The 15,073-nt window shown below is 61.0% G+C and carries 14 protein-coding genes; 4 read left to right on the forward strand and 10 right to left on the reverse strand.

From position 1 onward, the window contains the following. Window positions 1-78: 78 nt before the first annotated feature. From ACSQ9D_RS20935 to ACSQ9D_RS20945, 3 genes are all read right to left on the reverse strand, one after another. Window positions 79-270 carry a hypothetical protein gene (locus ACSQ9D_RS20935; RefSeq protein ID WP_436283912.1) on the reverse strand — a complete coding sequence of 64 codons (192 nt, stop codon included), beginning with the start codon at window positions 268-270 and terminating at the stop codon, window positions 79-81. Window positions 271-476: 206 nt separating this feature from the next. Next, a complete protein-coding gene (recX, locus tag ACSQ9D_RS20940) occupies window positions 477-1,028 on the reverse strand; it encodes a recombination regulator RecX (RefSeq protein ID WP_436283913.1) in 552 nt (183 codons plus the stop codon). Then, entirely contained in the window at window positions 1,025-1,939 is a 915-nt protein-coding gene (locus ACSQ9D_RS20945) for a LysR family transcriptional regulator (RefSeq protein ID WP_436283914.1), read from the reverse strand. The genes recX and ACSQ9D_RS20945 overlap by 4 nt, the downstream gene beginning before the upstream one ends. 109 nt (window positions 1,940-2,048) lie before the next feature. Here ACSQ9D_RS20945 and hglS point away from each other — a divergent pair, with 109 nt between their 5' ends. Genes hglS through ACSQ9D_RS20960 form a run of 3 tightly spaced genes read left to right on the forward strand, consistent with a single transcriptional unit; the run spans window position 2,049 to window position 6,276 of the window. Then, window positions 2,049-3,449 (forward strand): 2-oxoadipate dioxygenase/decarboxylase HglS, encoded by a 1,401-nt coding sequence (gene hglS, locus ACSQ9D_RS20950; protein ID WP_436283915.1) that lies wholly within the window; start codon window positions 2,049-2,051, stop codon window positions 3,447-3,449. 53 nt (window positions 3,450-3,502) lie between these two features. Further along, window positions 3,503-5,035 (forward strand): L-piperidine-6-carboxylate dehydrogenase, encoded by a 1,533-nt coding sequence (gene amaB / locus ACSQ9D_RS20955; protein ID WP_436283916.1) that lies wholly within the window; start codon window positions 3,503-3,505, stop codon window positions 5,033-5,035. 8 nt (window positions 5,036-5,043) lie between these two features. Further along, complete coding sequence (locus tag ACSQ9D_RS20960; protein WP_436283917.1) at window positions 5,044-6,276, forward strand: pyridoxal phosphate-dependent aminotransferase; 1,233 nt, start codon at window positions 5,044-5,046, stop codon at window positions 6,274-6,276. Window positions 6,277-6,397: 121 nt separating this feature from the next. Here ACSQ9D_RS20960 and ACSQ9D_RS20965 read toward each other — a convergent pair whose 3' ends face one another. After that, on the reverse strand, window positions 6,398-7,501 hold the full coding sequence (locus ACSQ9D_RS20965) for a saccharopine dehydrogenase C-terminal domain-containing protein (protein WP_436283918.1): 1,104 nt from the start codon (window positions 7,499-7,501) through the stop codon (window positions 6,398-6,400). A gap of 129 nt (window positions 7,502-7,630) precedes the next feature. Here ACSQ9D_RS20965 and ACSQ9D_RS20970 point away from each other — a divergent pair, with 129 nt between their 5' ends. After that, window positions 7,631-8,062 carry an Lrp/AsnC family transcriptional regulator gene (locus ACSQ9D_RS20970; protein WP_024315250.1) on the forward strand — a complete coding sequence of 144 codons (432 nt, stop codon included), beginning with the start codon at window positions 7,631-7,633 and terminating at the stop codon, window positions 8,060-8,062. 36 nt (window positions 8,063-8,098) lie between these two features. Here ACSQ9D_RS20970 and ACSQ9D_RS20975 read toward each other — a convergent pair whose 3' ends face one another. The 6 genes from ACSQ9D_RS20975 to ACSQ9D_RS21000 form a co-directional block, all read right to left on the reverse strand. Further along, on the reverse strand, window positions 8,099-9,085 hold the full coding sequence (locus ACSQ9D_RS20975; protein ID WP_436283919.1) for a beta-ketoacyl-ACP synthase III: 987 nt from the start codon (window positions 9,083-9,085) through the stop codon (window positions 8,099-8,101). Next, a complete protein-coding gene (locus ACSQ9D_RS20980; RefSeq protein ID WP_436283920.1) occupies window positions 9,082-10,350 on the reverse strand; it encodes an adenosylmethionine--8-amino-7-oxononanoate transaminase in 1,269 nt (422 codons plus the stop codon). Before ACSQ9D_RS20980 ends, ACSQ9D_RS20975 begins: the two co-directional genes overlap by 4 nt. Beyond that, a complete protein-coding gene (gene bioD / locus ACSQ9D_RS20985; RefSeq protein ID WP_436283921.1) occupies window positions 10,347-10,985 on the reverse strand; it encodes a dethiobiotin synthase in 639 nt (212 codons plus the stop codon). The genes ACSQ9D_RS20980 and bioD overlap by 4 nt, the downstream gene beginning before the upstream one ends. Continuing rightward, window positions 10,982-12,127 (reverse strand): 8-amino-7-oxononanoate synthase, encoded by a 1,146-nt coding sequence (locus ACSQ9D_RS20990; RefSeq protein ID WP_436283922.1) that lies wholly within the window; start codon window positions 12,125-12,127, stop codon window positions 10,982-10,984. The genes bioD and ACSQ9D_RS20990 overlap by 4 nt, the downstream gene beginning before the upstream one ends. Beyond that, window positions 12,124-13,128, reverse strand: coding sequence for a biotin synthase BioB (gene bioB / locus ACSQ9D_RS20995; RefSeq protein WP_436283923.1), 1,005 nt, complete (start codon window positions 13,126-13,128; stop codon window positions 12,124-12,126). The genes ACSQ9D_RS20990 and bioB overlap by 4 nt, the downstream gene beginning before the upstream one ends. 343 nt (window positions 13,129-13,471) lie before the next feature. After that, window positions 13,472-14,137 carry a GntR family transcriptional regulator gene (locus ACSQ9D_RS21000; RefSeq protein WP_436283924.1) on the reverse strand — a complete coding sequence of 222 codons (666 nt, stop codon included), beginning with the start codon at window positions 14,135-14,137 and terminating at the stop codon, window positions 13,472-13,474. Window positions 14,138-15,073: the final 936 nt, after the last annotated feature.

A 15,073-nucleotide genomic window follows, 5' to 3' on the forward strand; every position in this document is an offset into this window, starting at 1 on the left:
CCCAGACTGCGGTTGCGATCTTGACGAGAAGCCCGCGGCAAATCCGCCACGTCGCGGGGTGACGAAGCTGTTAGCGCTTCAGCGATCTCTTTTGAAAATCAGCTCATATGCCCAAAGACTGATTGCCATCGCGACAAACATGGCAAGGAATGTCCTGTGGTCCGGGATGTCCTGCCGATCAAGGACGAACGGCAACGTGATGACGAGGAAGCCGCAGATGGTCAACGCGGCCATTGCCGATTGAACGAGAAGCTTCGCGATATCGTTCATGCCCTGATTTCCCTTCGCCGCTTTGTGTCCTCTTTGTTCCAGGGATTCACAGTCCATTTGCGAAACCAAGCAAGCCAACGCTAAGGCATATGGACTCGCCGTCCAACTTGACAAGCCTGGCAAGTCCTGGCCGTTGCGACACTGGGTACACCATGCCCTCAGCGAGCACAGGATTTTTAGCTTTTCGCAAGCGGCCCTCGGCGCGGTTAACGAGATCGCGCGCTCACAACGTCTTCGGCCTCCTCGCGGCTCATACCGAGGACGGTCCTTCCGGTGTCGAAGCTGAAGCCGTTGCGCGCAAATGCCGCCATTTCCTTGGTGCCCCCTACCCGATCGACGTCGCCGCGGCGAAACGGCCCGAAGGCGCGCTTTCGCGCGAAGACCACGGCTGCCAGCAGTTCATCCGCCTCATCAAGCGCAGCCGTGATGACCTCGCGATCGACGCCCTTCTGGGAAAGGCTTTGCGCGATACGCCGCTTTGACCTGCCGCGGCGAACGCCGGAACGCGTGCTGACTTCGGCATAGGTGGTGTCGTTCAGACCGCCATGCTCGCAGGCGAATGTCACTGCCGACTCCGCCACTGCCTTGAGTTGCGTCTCGGTGATGTCCTCGAATTTCTGTTTGGCCTTCCTGACGATGGCATCGAACAATTGTCTTTCGGTCATCATTCCGCGCTCAAGCCGATAGATGGTTGAGTTCCTGGCCCAACTCAGCATCCGCGCAGTCGGGGTGTCGGGCGGAGTCTGATCGTCGCTCACGGTTCAGTTCTGCCCCTATTGCCTACCTGCGAGAGCAGCCAGGCCGTGAATGCTGAGCCAAGCGCATGTTCACGCTTACCATCGGGCGTCACCACATAATAGCTGTTCTCGGTCGACATCGGCTGGTCGAACGCGATCTCTAGCTTTCCGGAGCTTAGCTCTTGTTCGATCAGATAAAGCGGCAGAAGCGCAAACCCCATCGCCATCGTGGCAGCTTCGATGATCATCGAAAACTGGTCGAACCGGTTGCCACGGTATGAGGGATCGGCATCGATGTTGCAGTGTTCAAACCACTGGCGCCAGAGGCGTGGACGCGTGGCCAGATGCAGGAGCGGTTTGTGGATAAGTTCCGCCGGGCTGGCAACCGGATCCGATTGCAGCAGGGTTGGGCTGGCAACCGGAACGACCTTCTCGTCGCACAAAAACGTGCAGGTTGCCCGTGCCCAGATAGGCTGACCGTAATGAATGGCGAGATCAAAGCTTTCCTGCTCGAAGTCGAATGGTTCGGAGCGGGAGGCGATGTCAACCTGTGAACCCGGGTGGGCGGCCAAGAAGCCCGCCAGTCGTGGCGTCAACCAGCGGCTGCCGAATGTTGGCAGGGTTGCGATCGAAAGCGTCGCCGTCGCGTCGGCACCTGCTGCTGCCCGGATCATCATCTCTTCGGTCTGGTGAAGCAGGCGCCTCGCTTCGGGCAGCAGCCGCTTGCCGGCCTCCGACAGGATCGCTCGCTGTCGAACGCGCTCGAAGAGGAGGACACCGAGCTGGGTTTCCAAGTCCTTGATCTGTCGGCTGATGGCGCTTTGCGTCAGGTTGAGTTCGAGAGCCGCGCGCGTGAAGTTGCCGTGGCGAGCGGCAGACTCGAATGACTGCAGCGTCGTCAGGTCGGGTATCAGCTTTCGAGGCAAGGTCATTCCAAAACCGCATCATCTCAGCTTCATTTATCGTTATTCCTTTATCGTGCAAGCGATATGATCGCAATCCAGAATGAACTCTTCCAATTGACGTCTCGTGAGAAAAGCTATGCTGACCAAAAGTTACGTCTCCTCCTGTACTATCCGTTCTGCATTTTCTGCCGCCATGTCGGCCATGTATCGGACCGAGGTGCATGCTTACGGCACGCTGATGGACATTGTTGCCAAGGTCAATGCCGCGACGCTTGCCGCCAATCCGCTCCTCAAGCACAGACTACAAGAAACCGATTCGCTCGAGCGTGTCTCCGAAGAGCGCCATGGTGCCATCCGTCTCGGGACTGCGGCAGAACTTGCGATGATGAGACGCGTCTTTGCGGTCATGGGCATGTTCCCGGTCGGCTACTACGACCTCAGCGAGGCGGGTGTGCCGGTCCACTCTACCGCTTTCCGACCGGTGGGCGATGTCGCCCTGAAGCGCAACCCGTTCCGTGTTTTCACCTCTCTGCTGCGCCTCGACTTGATTGCCGACGAAGAATTGCGCGCTGAAGCCGACGCGATCCTTCAGAAGCGTCAAATCTTCACCGCCGGTGCCATTGAGCTGACCGAAAAGGCCGAGCACCAGGGTGGTCTGGATGATGAGGATGCCTCGCGCTTCGTTGCCGAGGTCCTGGAGACGTTCCGCTGGCATGACCAGGCCAATGTTGACCTCGCCATGTACGGCCGTCTGCATGACGCGCACCGGCTGATTGCCGACGTCGTCTCGTTCAAGGGGCCGCATATCAATCACCTGACGCCGCGCACGCTTGATATCGACGAAGTACAGCGGCTGATGCCGGAATATGGCATTGCGCCGAAGGCGGTCGTCGAAGGTCCGCCGAGCCGTCGCTGCGCAATTCTGTTGCGGCAGACGTCGTTCAAGGCCCTTGAAGAAGCGGTCTCTTTCAGGGATGCGAGCGGTCACTGGCAGGAGGGCACACATACGGCCCGGTTCGGGGAAATCGAAAGCCGAGGCATCGCCCTTACCCCTAAAGGCCGCGCTCTGTACGACAAGCTGCTAACGGATTCGCGCAAAGTGGTTCGCCCGGCCGCCGACGGCTCGAACGCTGCTGCCTACGAGAAGGCGCTTGTCGATGCTTTCGTGCTCTTCCCGGACAACTGGGCCGAAATCCGCGCACAGGGCCTTGGCTATTTCCGCTATTCGCTGACGGAAAAGGGAGAGCGCACAGTGGCTTCAACCGATGCCAGTATCGAGCAACTGTTGTCGGACGGTCTCGTTTGCTTCGACGCGATCGTTTACGAGGATTTCCTACCTGTGAGCGCGGCCGGCATCTTCCAGTCAAACCTCGGCGACGAGGCGACGCAGGAGTTTAGCGCAAGCCCCAACCAGCAGCGCTTCGAGCGGGATCTCGGTACGCCTGTTCTCAATGAGTTCGATCACTATGCTGGCATCGAGGCGCAATCGATCGCCGAATGCCGAGCTCGCCTGAGCGCCGCCCAAGCGGCCGAGTGAAGCAACTCCACGACCAGTAACAAGAACCAAACACCAACACAAAGGGTCGTTACATGACCATGGCAGCAAGAACAGTTGATGTAGCACAGGAAGCCGTTGCGCTTCTCGATAAGATCGGCGTCGACAAGGCGCTTTATACCGGCGGAGAAATGGCCTCCTACAGCCCGGTCACGGGTGAGCAGCTCGCGGCACTGAAGACCGACACTCAGGAAGCGGCGAGCGCGAAGATAGACAAGGCTGCCCGCGCATTCGAGACCTGGCGCCTCGTTCCCGCGCCGAAGCGCGGTGAGCTTGTCCGCCTGCTCGGCGAGGAACTGCGCGCTGTCAAAACGGAGCTCGGCCGACTGGTCTCGATCGAAGCCGGGAAGATCCCTTCCGAGGGCCTCGGTGAAGTGCAGGAAATGATTGACATCTGCGATTTCGCCGTCGGTCTTTCCCGCCAGCTCTACGGCTTGACCATCGCAACCGAACGGCCGGGACATCGGATGATGGAAACCTGGCATCCGCTCGGCGTCGTCGGTGTCATCTCCGCCTTCAACTTCCCGGTCGCTGTCTGGGCCTGGAACGCTGCGCTTGCGCTGGTTTGCGGCAACGCCGTCGTTTGGAAGCCTTCCGAGAAGACGCCGCTTACGGCACTTGCCTCGCAGGCCATCCTGCAGCGCGCGATTGCGCGCTTCGGCGATGCGCCGAATGGCCTGAGCGAGGTGCTGATTGGCGATCGCGCCGTCGGCGAGGTCCTTGTCGATCATCCGAAGGTGCCGGTTGTTTCGGCGACGGGCTCAACGCGCATGGGCCGGGACGTTGGTCCTCGCCTGGCACGCCGCTTTGCACGTGCGATCCTGGAGCTCGGCGGCAACAATGCCGGCATTGTCTGCCCGTCGGCCGATCTCGACATGGCGCTGCGCGCTATCGCCTTCGGAGCAATGGGCACGGCCGGCCAGCGTTGCACGACGCTTCGCCGTCTCTTCGTTCACGAGAGCGTCTATGATCAACTCGTGCCGCGACTGAAGAAAGCCTATGCCAATGTCTCCGTCGGCAATCCGCTTGAAAGCACGGCACTGGTCGGCCCGCTGATCGACAAGCTCGCCTTCGACAACATGCAGAAGGCGCTTGGCGAGGCGAAAGCCCATGGCGGCGTGGTCAGCGGCGGCGAGCGCGTCGCGCTGCCATATGATAAGGCTTACTACGTCAAGCCGGCCCTGGTGGACATGCCATCACAGATCGGTCCGGTGCTGGAGGAAACCTTCGCGCCGATCCTCTACGTCATGAAATACAACGACTTCGATCAGGTCCTCGAAGACCACAATGCTGTCGGCGCCGGTCTCTCCTCGTCGATCTTCACGCTGGATCTACGGGAGGCTGAACGTTTCCTGTCGGCCGATGGATCCGATTGCGGTATTGCGAACGTCAACATCGGAACCTCGGGCGCCGAGATCGGTGGCGCATTTGGTGGCGAGAAGGAAACGGGTGGCGGCCGCGAGTCGGGCTCCGATGCATGGAAAGCCTATATGCGCCGGGCCACCAACACGATCAACTACTCCAAGGCTCTGCCGCTTGCGCAGGGCGTCTCCTTCGAAATCGAGTAGGAGCGGCCATGACCATCGATGTGAAAATTGAGGAGGCGGGCTTCAGGCCCGCCTCACGGATATCCGTGATCGGCGTCTCCGAGATCCTGCAGATCGGCGCGCGCGCCGCGGCCATGAAGCGCGAAGGCAGACCGGTCATTATCCTTGGCGCCGGCGAACCTGATTTCGAAACGCCCGATCATGTCAAGCAGGCAGCCTGGGACGCGATGCAGCGCGGCGATACCAAATATACGGCCCTCGACGGCACGCCGGCGTTGAAGGAAGCGATCCGAACCAAGTTTCAGCGCGAGAACGATCTTTCCTTCGAGGCTGGCGAGATAACCGTCGCCACCGGCGCCAAGCAGATCCTCTTCAACGCGATGATGGCGACGGTCGATCCCGGCGACGAGGTGATCATCCCTACTCCCTACTGGACGTCCTATTCCGATATCGTTCAGATCTGTGAAGGCAAGCCTGTCCTCGTTGCCTGCGATGCAGACAGCGGGTTTCGGCTGACCGCCGAAAAGCTCGAAGCGGCGATCACGCCGCGGACGCGCTGGCTGTTGCTGAACTCGCCATCCAATCCGTCCGGTGCCGCTTATAGCGCCGAGGACTACCGGCCGTTGCTGGACGTCCTGCTCAGGCATCCGCACGTCTGGCTGATGGTCGACGATATGTACGAGCACATCGTCTACGACGATTTCCGGTTCGTCACGCCATTGCAGTTGGAGCCGCGCCTGCGCGAGCGCACGCTGACGATCAACGGCGTCTCCAAGGCCTACGCAATGACCGGCTGGCGTATCGGCTATGCCGGTGGGCCGAAGGCGCTCATTAAAGCGATGTCCGTGGTGCAGAGCCAGGCGACGTCCTGCCCGTCCTCGATCAGCCAGGCCGCAGCTGTTGCCGCGCTCAACGGACCGCAGGATTTTCTTGCCGAGCGAACGGAGAGCTTCAGGCGGCGGCGCGATCTCGTTGTTTCCGGTCTCAACGCAATTGACGGCCTCGATTGCCGCGTTCCCGAGGGCGCCTTTTATACGTTCTGCGGATGTGGCGGCATTCTCGGCCGGATGATGCCGGGCGGTCGCAAGATCGCCACGGACAGCGAGTTTTGCGCCTACCTCCTCGAGGAGGCGAATGTCGCGGTCGTCCCGGGTTCGGCCTTCGGCCTTTCGCCGTTCTTCAGGATCTCTTATGCCTCAGCGGAGGCGGACCTTACGCAAGCGATCGAGCGTATCGCAGCCGCTTGCGGGCGGCTCGCCTGATTGGCGCCAGAACGAGGCGGGATCGCCGGTTCGGCGCGCCGTCTAAGCGAATAAATGACGTCAAGGAAACGCCCGGACACGATGCCCGGGCGTTTTCTGTTGATTGCTTCAGTTAAGCGGATCAGCCGGCGATCTTTTCACCGTAAGCCTTCTGGGCATAGTAGTGGCCGAAGCGGCTGTCGAGGAACATGTCGAGACCGATGTCTTCCTGCCGGACGAAGCCCTTCGTCGGCAGCTCGTCCTTGGCCAGCATGTCAAGCACGGCGCAGATGCTCGATGCTGTGGTGATCTGGATGGCGCTCATCATGCGGCCGGCGACGACGGCGCTGTAGACCTTGTTGGCGTAGGTCTCCTGCACAAGGCGGCCGTTCTTCCAGCCGGACACGGTGACGAAGATGATCACGACATCCTGCATCGTCGAAGGCAATGCGTGCTCCAGGATATCCTTGAGGACTTCGCGGCGGTGGCGCAGGCCGAGATCGCTGAGCAGCGCTTTCATGATGGCGGCATGACCGGGGTAGCGGATGGTGCGGTAGTTCAAGGTCCGCACCTTGTCCTTCAGCGTTTCGCACAGCGTGCCAAGGCCGCCGGAGGTGTTGAAGGCCTCATAAGTCACACCATCAAGGGAGAACTCTTCACGTTCTTCCAGGGCCGGTACTTCGATCAGCTGTCCATCGACGATCGCCTCGCAAGGCTCGATGTACTCGTTGATGACGCCGTCCGTGCTCCAGGTCAGATTGTAGTTCAAGGCATTCGACGGATACTGCGGCAGAGCACCAACGCGCATGCGGACGCTGTCGAGCTTGTCGAAGCGGCTTGCAAGATCATTGGCAACGATCGAGATGAAGCCTGGCGCGAGGCCACATTGTGGAATGAACGCGGTGGATGCGCTGGCGGCGATCGCTTTCACCCTGCGGGTGGATTCGACGTCCTCGGTCAGATCGAGGTAATGCACGCCGGCCTCCGCGGCTGCCTCGGCAATCGCGATGGTCAGGTGGAACGGCGCGGCACTCAGGACGGCGAATTTGCCGGAGAGAAGTTTGACGAGGGCTGCGTGGTCGGCGATGTCGACTTCCGCCAGGCCGAGCGCCGGGTTCGCCTCCATGTGCTCCAGCTGCTGCCTGCTGCGGTCGGCAAGCGTGACATGGTAGTCGCCGGAATGGATGAGAAGACGGGCGATCGTCGAGCCGATCTTGCCGGCGCCGATGACGACGATGTTTTTCATATGCGTTCCCTCTATTGGATCGAGAAATCTTTATGGTTTCTTTATTCCCGTCGGTGTGGTTGATTCACAGCGCTATAATGATAAAATCGACTAGATTTATTTGGCATAGTGCCGTTCGGATTGATCAATATGACGATGAGTGACAAGGATCGGCAGCTTCTGTCGATTCTCAGCGAAAACGCCCGCCTGTCGACCGCCATGCTGGCGCGCAGGCTCGGCCTGTCGCGCACTACGGTCCAAGCCAAGATCGAGCGGCTTGAGCGGGACGGCGTCATTGCCGGCTATGGCGTGCGGCTTTCTGATGACTTCGAGAGCGGCCAGATAAAGGCGCACGTGCTAATTACCTTGGCGGCCAAGGCGCTCGGACGCGTCACGCAGGAGCTGCAGGCGATTGCCGATGTCCGCTCGGTTTATTCGGTGAGCGGCAGTTTCGACATGATCGCAATCGTTGCGTCGGCATCGATCAGCGAACTGGATATGGTCATCGACAAGATTGGCGATATCGATGGCGTCGAGAAGACGCTCTCATCAATCATTCTGTCGACGCGCATCAACCGCTAGTGACGGCGTCATGTCCGTGCCCGCTTTGACGAGGCACTAGGTACGATAGACGACCGCCGCACCGGTGAGACCTGCGCCCGCTGCGGCCAGAAGCAGGGTTTCACCTTCCTGCAGGGGTCGCGCGGCTGCGTCGAGCGACAAGGAGAGCGGGATTGTCGCCGCGGAAGAATTTCCGAACCGGTCGAGCGAGCAGACGGTCCGTTCGGGTTCGATCCCAAGGTTGGCTGCGACCGCCTGGAATATCCGGACATTGGCCTGGTGTGGCACGAATCTGGTGATCGCTCGGGTCCCTATGGCGGCCCTGTCGAGCGCCCTTTTCGAGGCGCTACTCATCATGTCAACCGCCCGCGAAAACACCTCGCGTCCGTCGCGCATCGTCATCAGATATTCCTCAGCGGCGCGCTCCGGTGAAAAGGGTTTGTTACTGCCGCCTGCGGCGATCGAGATCAGCTCATGGCCGCTGCCTTCGGAGCATAGATCGGTGCCGAGGATTCCGGTGGCGGGATCGCTTGCCGGCGTCAAAACGACCGCGCCTGCTGCATCTGCAAACAGAACGCAACTGGCTCGTTCAGCCGGGTTGATACGACGGCTGAGGATATTGGCGGCGACGACAAGAACGGCCTTGCCCTGCGTGCGCACGAAACCGTCCGCGAGCGTCAACGCGTAGAGGAATCCCGAGCAGGCGCCGGCCAGGTCGATCGCGCCCGAATTTACAAGTCCGAGTTTGTGGGCAACAAGGGGTGCCGACGGCGGCAGCAGGTGATCCGGTGTCGAGGTTGCCAGGAGCAGCAAACCGATCTCAGATCGATGGGTTGCGGCTTTGTCGAGCGCCATGGCTCCTGCTTTGACGGCAAGGCCGCTAAGGGTGTCGCCGTCTTCTGCCCAGTAGCGGGTACGGATGCCAGTGCGACGTTCGATCCAGCCGGTTTCGAGCCCGAGGGATTGTTCAATCTCGGCGTTTTCGACGCAACGACCCGGAACGCTGTGGCCAAGGCCTGAAATGTGCGCGGAGCGGACGCTCATGCTGCGGTTCCCATCAGCGCGCTTGCTGCCTCGTCAATCGTGTCATAGAGGCAGTCGATCTCGGTTTCCGACACGCAGTATGGCGGCATGAGGTAGATGACGTTTCCCAGAGGGCGGATCAGAAGGTGACGCTCGCGGAAGAAGGCGCGCAGCCGCGGTCCTATGTCGGCTAAATATCCATCCGAGGGAACGGCGAGATCCAGCGCGGCAATGGTTCCAGATTGCCGGACGTTTTTGAATCGTGGATCCCCGACAAAGCGTTGCAGCGCCTGCCCTTGCAATGCAACGAGGCGATCGATGCGCGCTTGGACCGGCTCCTCTGTCCAGATCTTCAGATTGGCAACTGCTGCCGAGCAGGCAATCGGATTGGCAGTGTAGGAACTTGAATGGAAGAAGGTCTTCCGGCGATCGGTCGAAAGATGCGCTTCAAAGATCTCACCTGTGCAAAGCGTCGCAGCAAGCGGCATGGCGCCCCCCGTCAGGCCCTTCGAGGTACAGAAGATGTCGGGCAGAATGCCAGCCCGATCGCACGCAAACAGGGTGCCGGTCCTGCCCCAGCCGGTCATCACTTCATCCGCGATGAGGAGCACCCCGTGGTGTTGGGCAATTTTGCTGAGTTCGCCAAGCACGGAAGGGCCAAACATCTTCATGCCACCGGCGCCAAGCACCAGCGGCTCGATCAAAAGGGCCGCGACCCTGCCCGAGGAGCACGCTACCTCGAAAGCATCAAGCGTTTTTTGCTCCAGGCCCGGCTCCGGAAATGGAAGTGAATCGACACCAAACAGCAAGGGTTCGTAGGCGGCGTTGAAGACGCCCCTTTCACCGACGGACATCGTTCCGATCGTGTCGCCATGATAGCCATGCTCCATCACAACGATCCGGTCGCGGCGTCGACCGGTATTGTGGAAGAAGCCGAGCGCCATCTTCAAGGCGACTTCGACTGCCGTCGAGCCACTGTCGGAATAGAAGACGTGCTGCAGCCCAGCCGGGCTTACCTCGGTAAGACCACGGGCAAGATCCTCGGCGGGGACGTGGGTGTATTCGGCAAAGATGATCTGGTCGTAGACGTCCGTCGCCTGGCGGATCGCCTCCATGATCGTCGGGTGCCGGTGGCCATGGGTGATCACCCACCAGGACGAAATCGCATCGAGAATACGATTGCCGGCTTCGTCGACCAGATATGCGCCTTCGGTGGCGACGACCTTCTTCATCGCAGGCTCAAGAGCGTGCTGCGTGAACGGATGCCATATGGGGGAACGCGTCATGACTGCAGGCTCCGGAACATCGTGATGTCGAAGCCCCGATGAAAGGCTTCCATAAGTCTCTCATGGGTTAGTGGGTTGGTCGGCGCCAGTCGCCCCAACGTGCGAACGCCGCTCATCTGGGCGATAGTCCTCTGTGTCTCGACGTTCTCCTCGCCTATAAAAGCAATGCCGAAGATGGGGACGCTTCGCCGCTGCAACGCCTCGACCGACATCAATGTGTGATTGATGGTGCCAAGCGAGGTGCGGGCGCACAAAATCGCGGGCACCTGCCAACGGGCGAAGACGTCGGCGAACAGGGTCTTTGACGTCAGGGGTACGAGAACGCCACCGGCGCCCTCGACGACAAGCGAGCCGGAAATCATCGGCGGCGAGAGTCCGCCTGGATCTATCTCCACGTCGTCGAGCATCGCCGCATGGTGCGGAGAAGCGGGGGTCTTTAGCCGGTAGGCCTCTCGAACGATCCGTTCGGCCGGAACATTGCCCAATCGTGCGACCGTTTCAGCGTCCGTTTCCTCTTCCAGCCCCGATTGGACGGGCTTCCAGTAGCAAGCGCCGAGGGCGCACGTCAAAGCGGCAGCGAAGACGGTCTTGCCGATCCCGGTGTCGGTGCCGGTGACGACGAAGCGCGCCATCATTCCTGCTCCATTCGCATGGCAACGGCCAGCCGCTCGAACAACCGCGAAATGGTCGCTTGATCGACGTTGAGGGTAATGGAGATGCGCAGTCGCGCCGTGCCTTCCGGCACGGTCGGGGGACGAATGGGCCTGACGTCGAAACCGTCGTTTCTCAGGCGCTCGGCGAGCCGTACCGCGCGACGATTATTGCCGATCAAGACTGGCTGGATCTGCGACTTGCTGGATCGCATCCCAATCGTTGTTTCCATCTCGCGACTGGCAAAGGACACAAGTTTGGCAAGGTTGTCGCGACGCTCCGGCTCATCGGCCAGGATCCGCAATGACTCTCGCACCGTCGCCGCCATCAGCGGAGACGGTGCCGTCGAGTAGATGAAGTTCCGGGCGCGGTTGATGAGGAAATCGCAGATGATTGCCGGTCCGACGACGATCGCGCCCGATGCTCCGAGCGCCTTGCCGCAAGTGTGCAGCGTGATGCAGTTTTCCGGATGCCCTAGGCATTCGGCCAGGCCGCGCCCGCCTTCACCGAAGACGCCCGTCGCGTGCGCCTCGTCAACGACGAGGAAACCATCATGCTCTGTCGCAAGCTGCGCCAAAGAGCGAAGCGGCGCTTGATCGCCGTCCATCGAGTAGAGGCTCTCGACGGCGATCCACGGTCGGCCGGTGCCGCCAGCACGACGCCATGTGCGGATGGCGTCGGCGACCGCGTCCACATCGTTGTGCGGCGTTGCGATCGCTGGCGCACGGCTCGCCGAAATCCCTTCATGGGCACTGGCATGGATCAGGGCGTCGTGGACGATGATGTCCTTGCGTTGTGGCAAGGTCGAGAACAACGCAACATTGGCTGCATAGCCGCTGCCGAAGTAGAGCGCTCGCTCGGCCCCGAAATAGGCCGCGGCCTCCCGCTCCAGCGCCTCATGCTCCGGATGATTGCCGCGCAGCAGGCGGGAGCCGCCTGCCCCGACCGGCATGCCGCGGTCCAGTGCATCCCGAAGCGCATCCTTGAGCCGCTGTGAATGGGCGAGGCCAAGATAGTCGTTCGAGGTGAAATCGGTGCCAGTGGGAGCGACAAGGGTCCGGCTTCTCCCCTTGCGTTCAAGGCCAGCGAGCTTGCGCTCGTAAATCGCAAGGCTGGCGGCGGTCATTCCGCCGGCTCCAGCTGCTCCGCCTTCAGCCCCAGACGACGGAAGAGAGCCGCGTCGTGATCCTCGCCCGGGTTGTCGGCGGTCAACAAGGTTTCGCCTACGAAAATTGAATTGGCACCGGCAAAGAAACAGAGAGCCTGGGTTTCGTCTGACATATCGGTGCGTCCAGCCGACAGGCGCACGTGCGACGTCGGCATCAGAATACGCGCCAGTGCGATTGTGCGCACGAAGTCGATCGGGTCGATCGGCTCTTGATTGGCAAGTCTCGAGCCGGGAATCGGGATCAGCATATTGATGGGGACGCTTTCGGGCGGCGTCGGCAGGTTTGCAAGCGTGACAAGCATCGCGATGCGGTCTTCGGCCGTCTCGCCCATGCCCAGAATACCGCCTGCGCAGACCTTGATGCCGGCTTCGCGGACATTGTCCAGCGTCTCCAGTCGATCGGCAAACGTGCGGGTCGTGATGATCTCGCTGTAGAAGCGCTCGGAGGTGTCAACGTTGTGGTTGTAGTAGTCGAGGCCGGCATCGGCGAGCCTGGCAGATTGGCGCGGTGTTAACATTCCAAGCGTCATGCACGTTTCCATGCCAAGCGCCTTTACGCCCTCGACCATCGCGACGATTGCATCCATGTCGCGGTCCTTCGGGCTGCGCCAGGCAGCACCCATGCAATATCGCGTTGCACCCCCGTCCTTGGCTCTTTGCGCTTCGGAAAGTACGCGCTCCACCTCCATGAGTTTTGATGCCTTGAGGCCGGTCGGATAGTGGGCGGACTGGCTGCAATAGCCGCAATCTTCGGCGCATCCGCCGGTCTTGATCGACAGGAGGCGGCTCATCTGCACCGCGTTCGGGTCAAAATTGGCCCGGTGGATGCTATGGGCACGAAACAGAAGGTCATTGAACGGCGAATTATAGATAAAACTAGCTTCCGGTTGCGTTACCCGGTCACGAGAGCTGCCGTCGCAGGGGATTTCTGAGGCCTGGTGGTCAATATGAGGCTGCATATGTCCGAAACCTTTTCACTATGGAACGGTGTGGCGTAGATAGAAATCTATTTTATCTATAATAATATGCCGCTGTCTTAGGCAAGCGCGTTTTTCTGTCTGAAGGGATTGGGCAGGCAGGCTCGCCTCTGGCGCGGGACTGCATCTTCGGCGGCCTGCCATCGCTGTCGCAACAGCCGGAACTCGGGCGCATCTCTGATAGGGATCTAGGGTGCCTCGCTCGCAACAGAGCGTTAGATGGGCCGGAGGTACGCTTGGCGATTGCCCCATGTCGCAGACGAGGGAGCGATCACGATCGCGTCGATGCGCAAACCGCATGGAACCTCGGTAGGCGCCGTTGGCTCTAGCCGACGATCGCAAACCGATTGCGGGACGCGTGCTGCATTCGCCGCGACGGCCCTCCGATCCATTGCACGTGCCGCTCCAGCGCGGTCACCGCATTCTCGACCTTGCCGGCGCGGAGAAACGCGAGAATGGCGCGATGGTCCTTGTCGACGCGGGGCTCCCAGTCGGTCAGCCAGGTGGCGAACAGAAATCGGGCGCTAGCTGCATGCAGGTCGTCGATGGCCGAGAGCAGCCGCGGCATGCCGCAAGGGTCGAGGATAAGCTTGTGAAACCTGCGATTGGCCTCTTCCCAGGTGCGGACATCGCGCGCGTTGTCACCGTCGATCGTCGCCTGTTCGGCCTGATCGAGACGGGAGGGCGTCAGGTTTTCGGCTGAATGGCGAAGAGCAAGACCTTCGAGGGCGGCGCGCATTTTCGCGACCTCCTGCACTTCCTTGAGATCAAACGAGGCAACACGAACGCCACGCCGCGGCTCGCTGACGGCGAGGCCTTGCGCTTCGAGACGACGCAGGGCCTCGCGCACGGGAACGTGCGACGACCCGAACTCCTCGGCGATATGGTCCTGCTTCAGCTTCGAGCCGGGCGGCAGGTCACCTGTCACAATGCGCTCTGCGAGCGCACGGCTTATCCGGCCGGCTATCGTGTCGTCGTTATGAATAGTCATATTTTAGAGATAGTTCCTGCGCTCGACGCTGTCGAGATGCGAGCCATGCGCGGCTGTGGATTTGTCGGCCGCTTCGGCGAGCCGGCGTGATGAACGGATTGCTCTTTTCGCGTGACGGAGCCTGCCGTTTTCGAGGGTGAAGCCAGTGTCAAGAATGGCTTGCCGCTGGCCGTCGGGTGGAGATTGCGACTTTCGTGGAGCCGGTGCGCTGGGGAGCGACATCGGCTCGCTCACCTGTCAACCTTTGCTCAGCATGCCGCGGATGAGGCGGGTCGGTGCTCACACGGTGCGTGAAATAGCGCCTGCCGTCACAGTTGTTGGGTGTCGCGGCTGATCCTTGGTTCGCGCCGGTCTTGATTGGGGGGGCATCAAATGCAACCCGGTCTGGAGAGGCGTGTCCTGCGGATCGGCTGGCTGATGCAACAATACGCAAGCCGCGCATGCGCCTAGTGTCGTGATCGCCCCGAGTTGAAGAGGTGCGGTTCGGCTTCGGTGAGGTGCTTTGCGCGCTACGCGACCGCTTCGATACTCGCAGTCTTAATGGTGCTAGGGGCTGGGTTTGTGGCGGCCGGAAAGGGGTCCGACCGGTTCGTTCGCGAGCAGGCGCGGGTGCACACGGAATTTGGAAGGGCATGAATGGTTCAACGCCCGGCCGTGAGGCCCGCCTTTTCGCGGACGTTGAAGACCGATGCCCGACACTGAGGGGTTTATATGGTCAACGTGAGCGCAGGTGCTAGGCGTAGGCGGGGTGTAAGAGATGATTTTTGCGGTGCGGGGTCCCTGGTAGCGGGCGCCGTTCAGACAACCGGGCGAAGTTCCCCGCGGGGAACAATCAGAACGAATGGCGCCCTCCCGGCTCAACGGTCCGCGCCTTTGCCTGCCAGCCGGTGGATGGTCGGCATGCGTTGTCGGCACGGCGAAGAGAGATCTTGATGG

Origin of the sequence: Rhizobium sp. LjRoot258, assembly GCF_964254185.1 — a bacterium.
Lineage (GTDB): Bacteria > Pseudomonadota > Alphaproteobacteria > Rhizobiales > Rhizobiaceae > Rhizobium.

Bases quoted from the DNA above. Each gene is read 5' to 3' on its own strand.
- amaB (WP_436283916.1), top strand. From the start codon at position 3,503: ATGACCATGGCAGCAAGAACAGTTGATGTAGCACAGGAAGCCGTTGCG.
- ACSQ9D_RS20975 (WP_436283919.1), bottom strand. From the start codon at position 9,085: ATGAGCGTCCGCTCCGCGCACATTTCAGGCCTTGGCCACAGCGTTCCG.
- ACSQ9D_RS21000 (WP_436283924.1), bottom strand. From the start codon at position 14,137: ATGACTATTCATAACGACGACACGATAGCCGGCCGGATAAGCCGTGCG.
- ACSQ9D_RS20965 (WP_436283918.1), bottom strand. From the start codon at position 7,501: ATGAAAAACATCGTCGTCATCGGCGCCGGCAAGATCGGCTCGACGATC.
- ACSQ9D_RS20945 (WP_436283914.1), bottom strand. From the start codon at position 1,939: ATGACCTTGCCTCGAAAGCTGATACCCGACCTGACGACGCTGCAGTCA.
- hglS (WP_436283915.1), top strand. From the start codon at position 2,049: ATGCTGACCAAAAGTTACGTCTCCTCCTGTACTATCCGTTCTGCATTT.
- ACSQ9D_RS20990 (WP_436283922.1), bottom strand. From the start codon at position 12,127: ATGACCGCCGCCAGCCTTGCGATTTACGAGCGCAAGCTCGCTGGCCTT.
- ACSQ9D_RS20935 (WP_436283912.1), bottom strand. From the start codon at position 270: ATGAACGATATCGCGAAGCTTCTCGTTCAATCGGCAATGGCCGCGTTG.
- ACSQ9D_RS20970 (WP_024315250.1), top strand. From the start codon at position 7,631: ATGACGATGAGTGACAAGGATCGGCAGCTTCTGTCGATTCTCAGCGAA.
- ACSQ9D_RS20980 (WP_436283920.1), bottom strand. From the start codon at position 10,350: ATGACGCGTTCCCCCATATGGCATCCGTTCACGCAGCACGCTCTTGAG.
- ACSQ9D_RS20960 (WP_436283917.1), top strand. From the start codon at position 5,044: ATGACCATCGATGTGAAAATTGAGGAGGCGGGCTTCAGGCCCGCCTCA.
- bioB (WP_436283923.1), bottom strand. From the start codon at position 13,128: ATGCAGCCTCATATTGACCACCAGGCCTCAGAAATCCCCTGCGACGGC.
- bioD (WP_436283921.1), bottom strand. From the start codon at position 10,985: ATGATGGCGCGCTTCGTCGTCACCGGCACCGACACCGGGATCGGCAAG.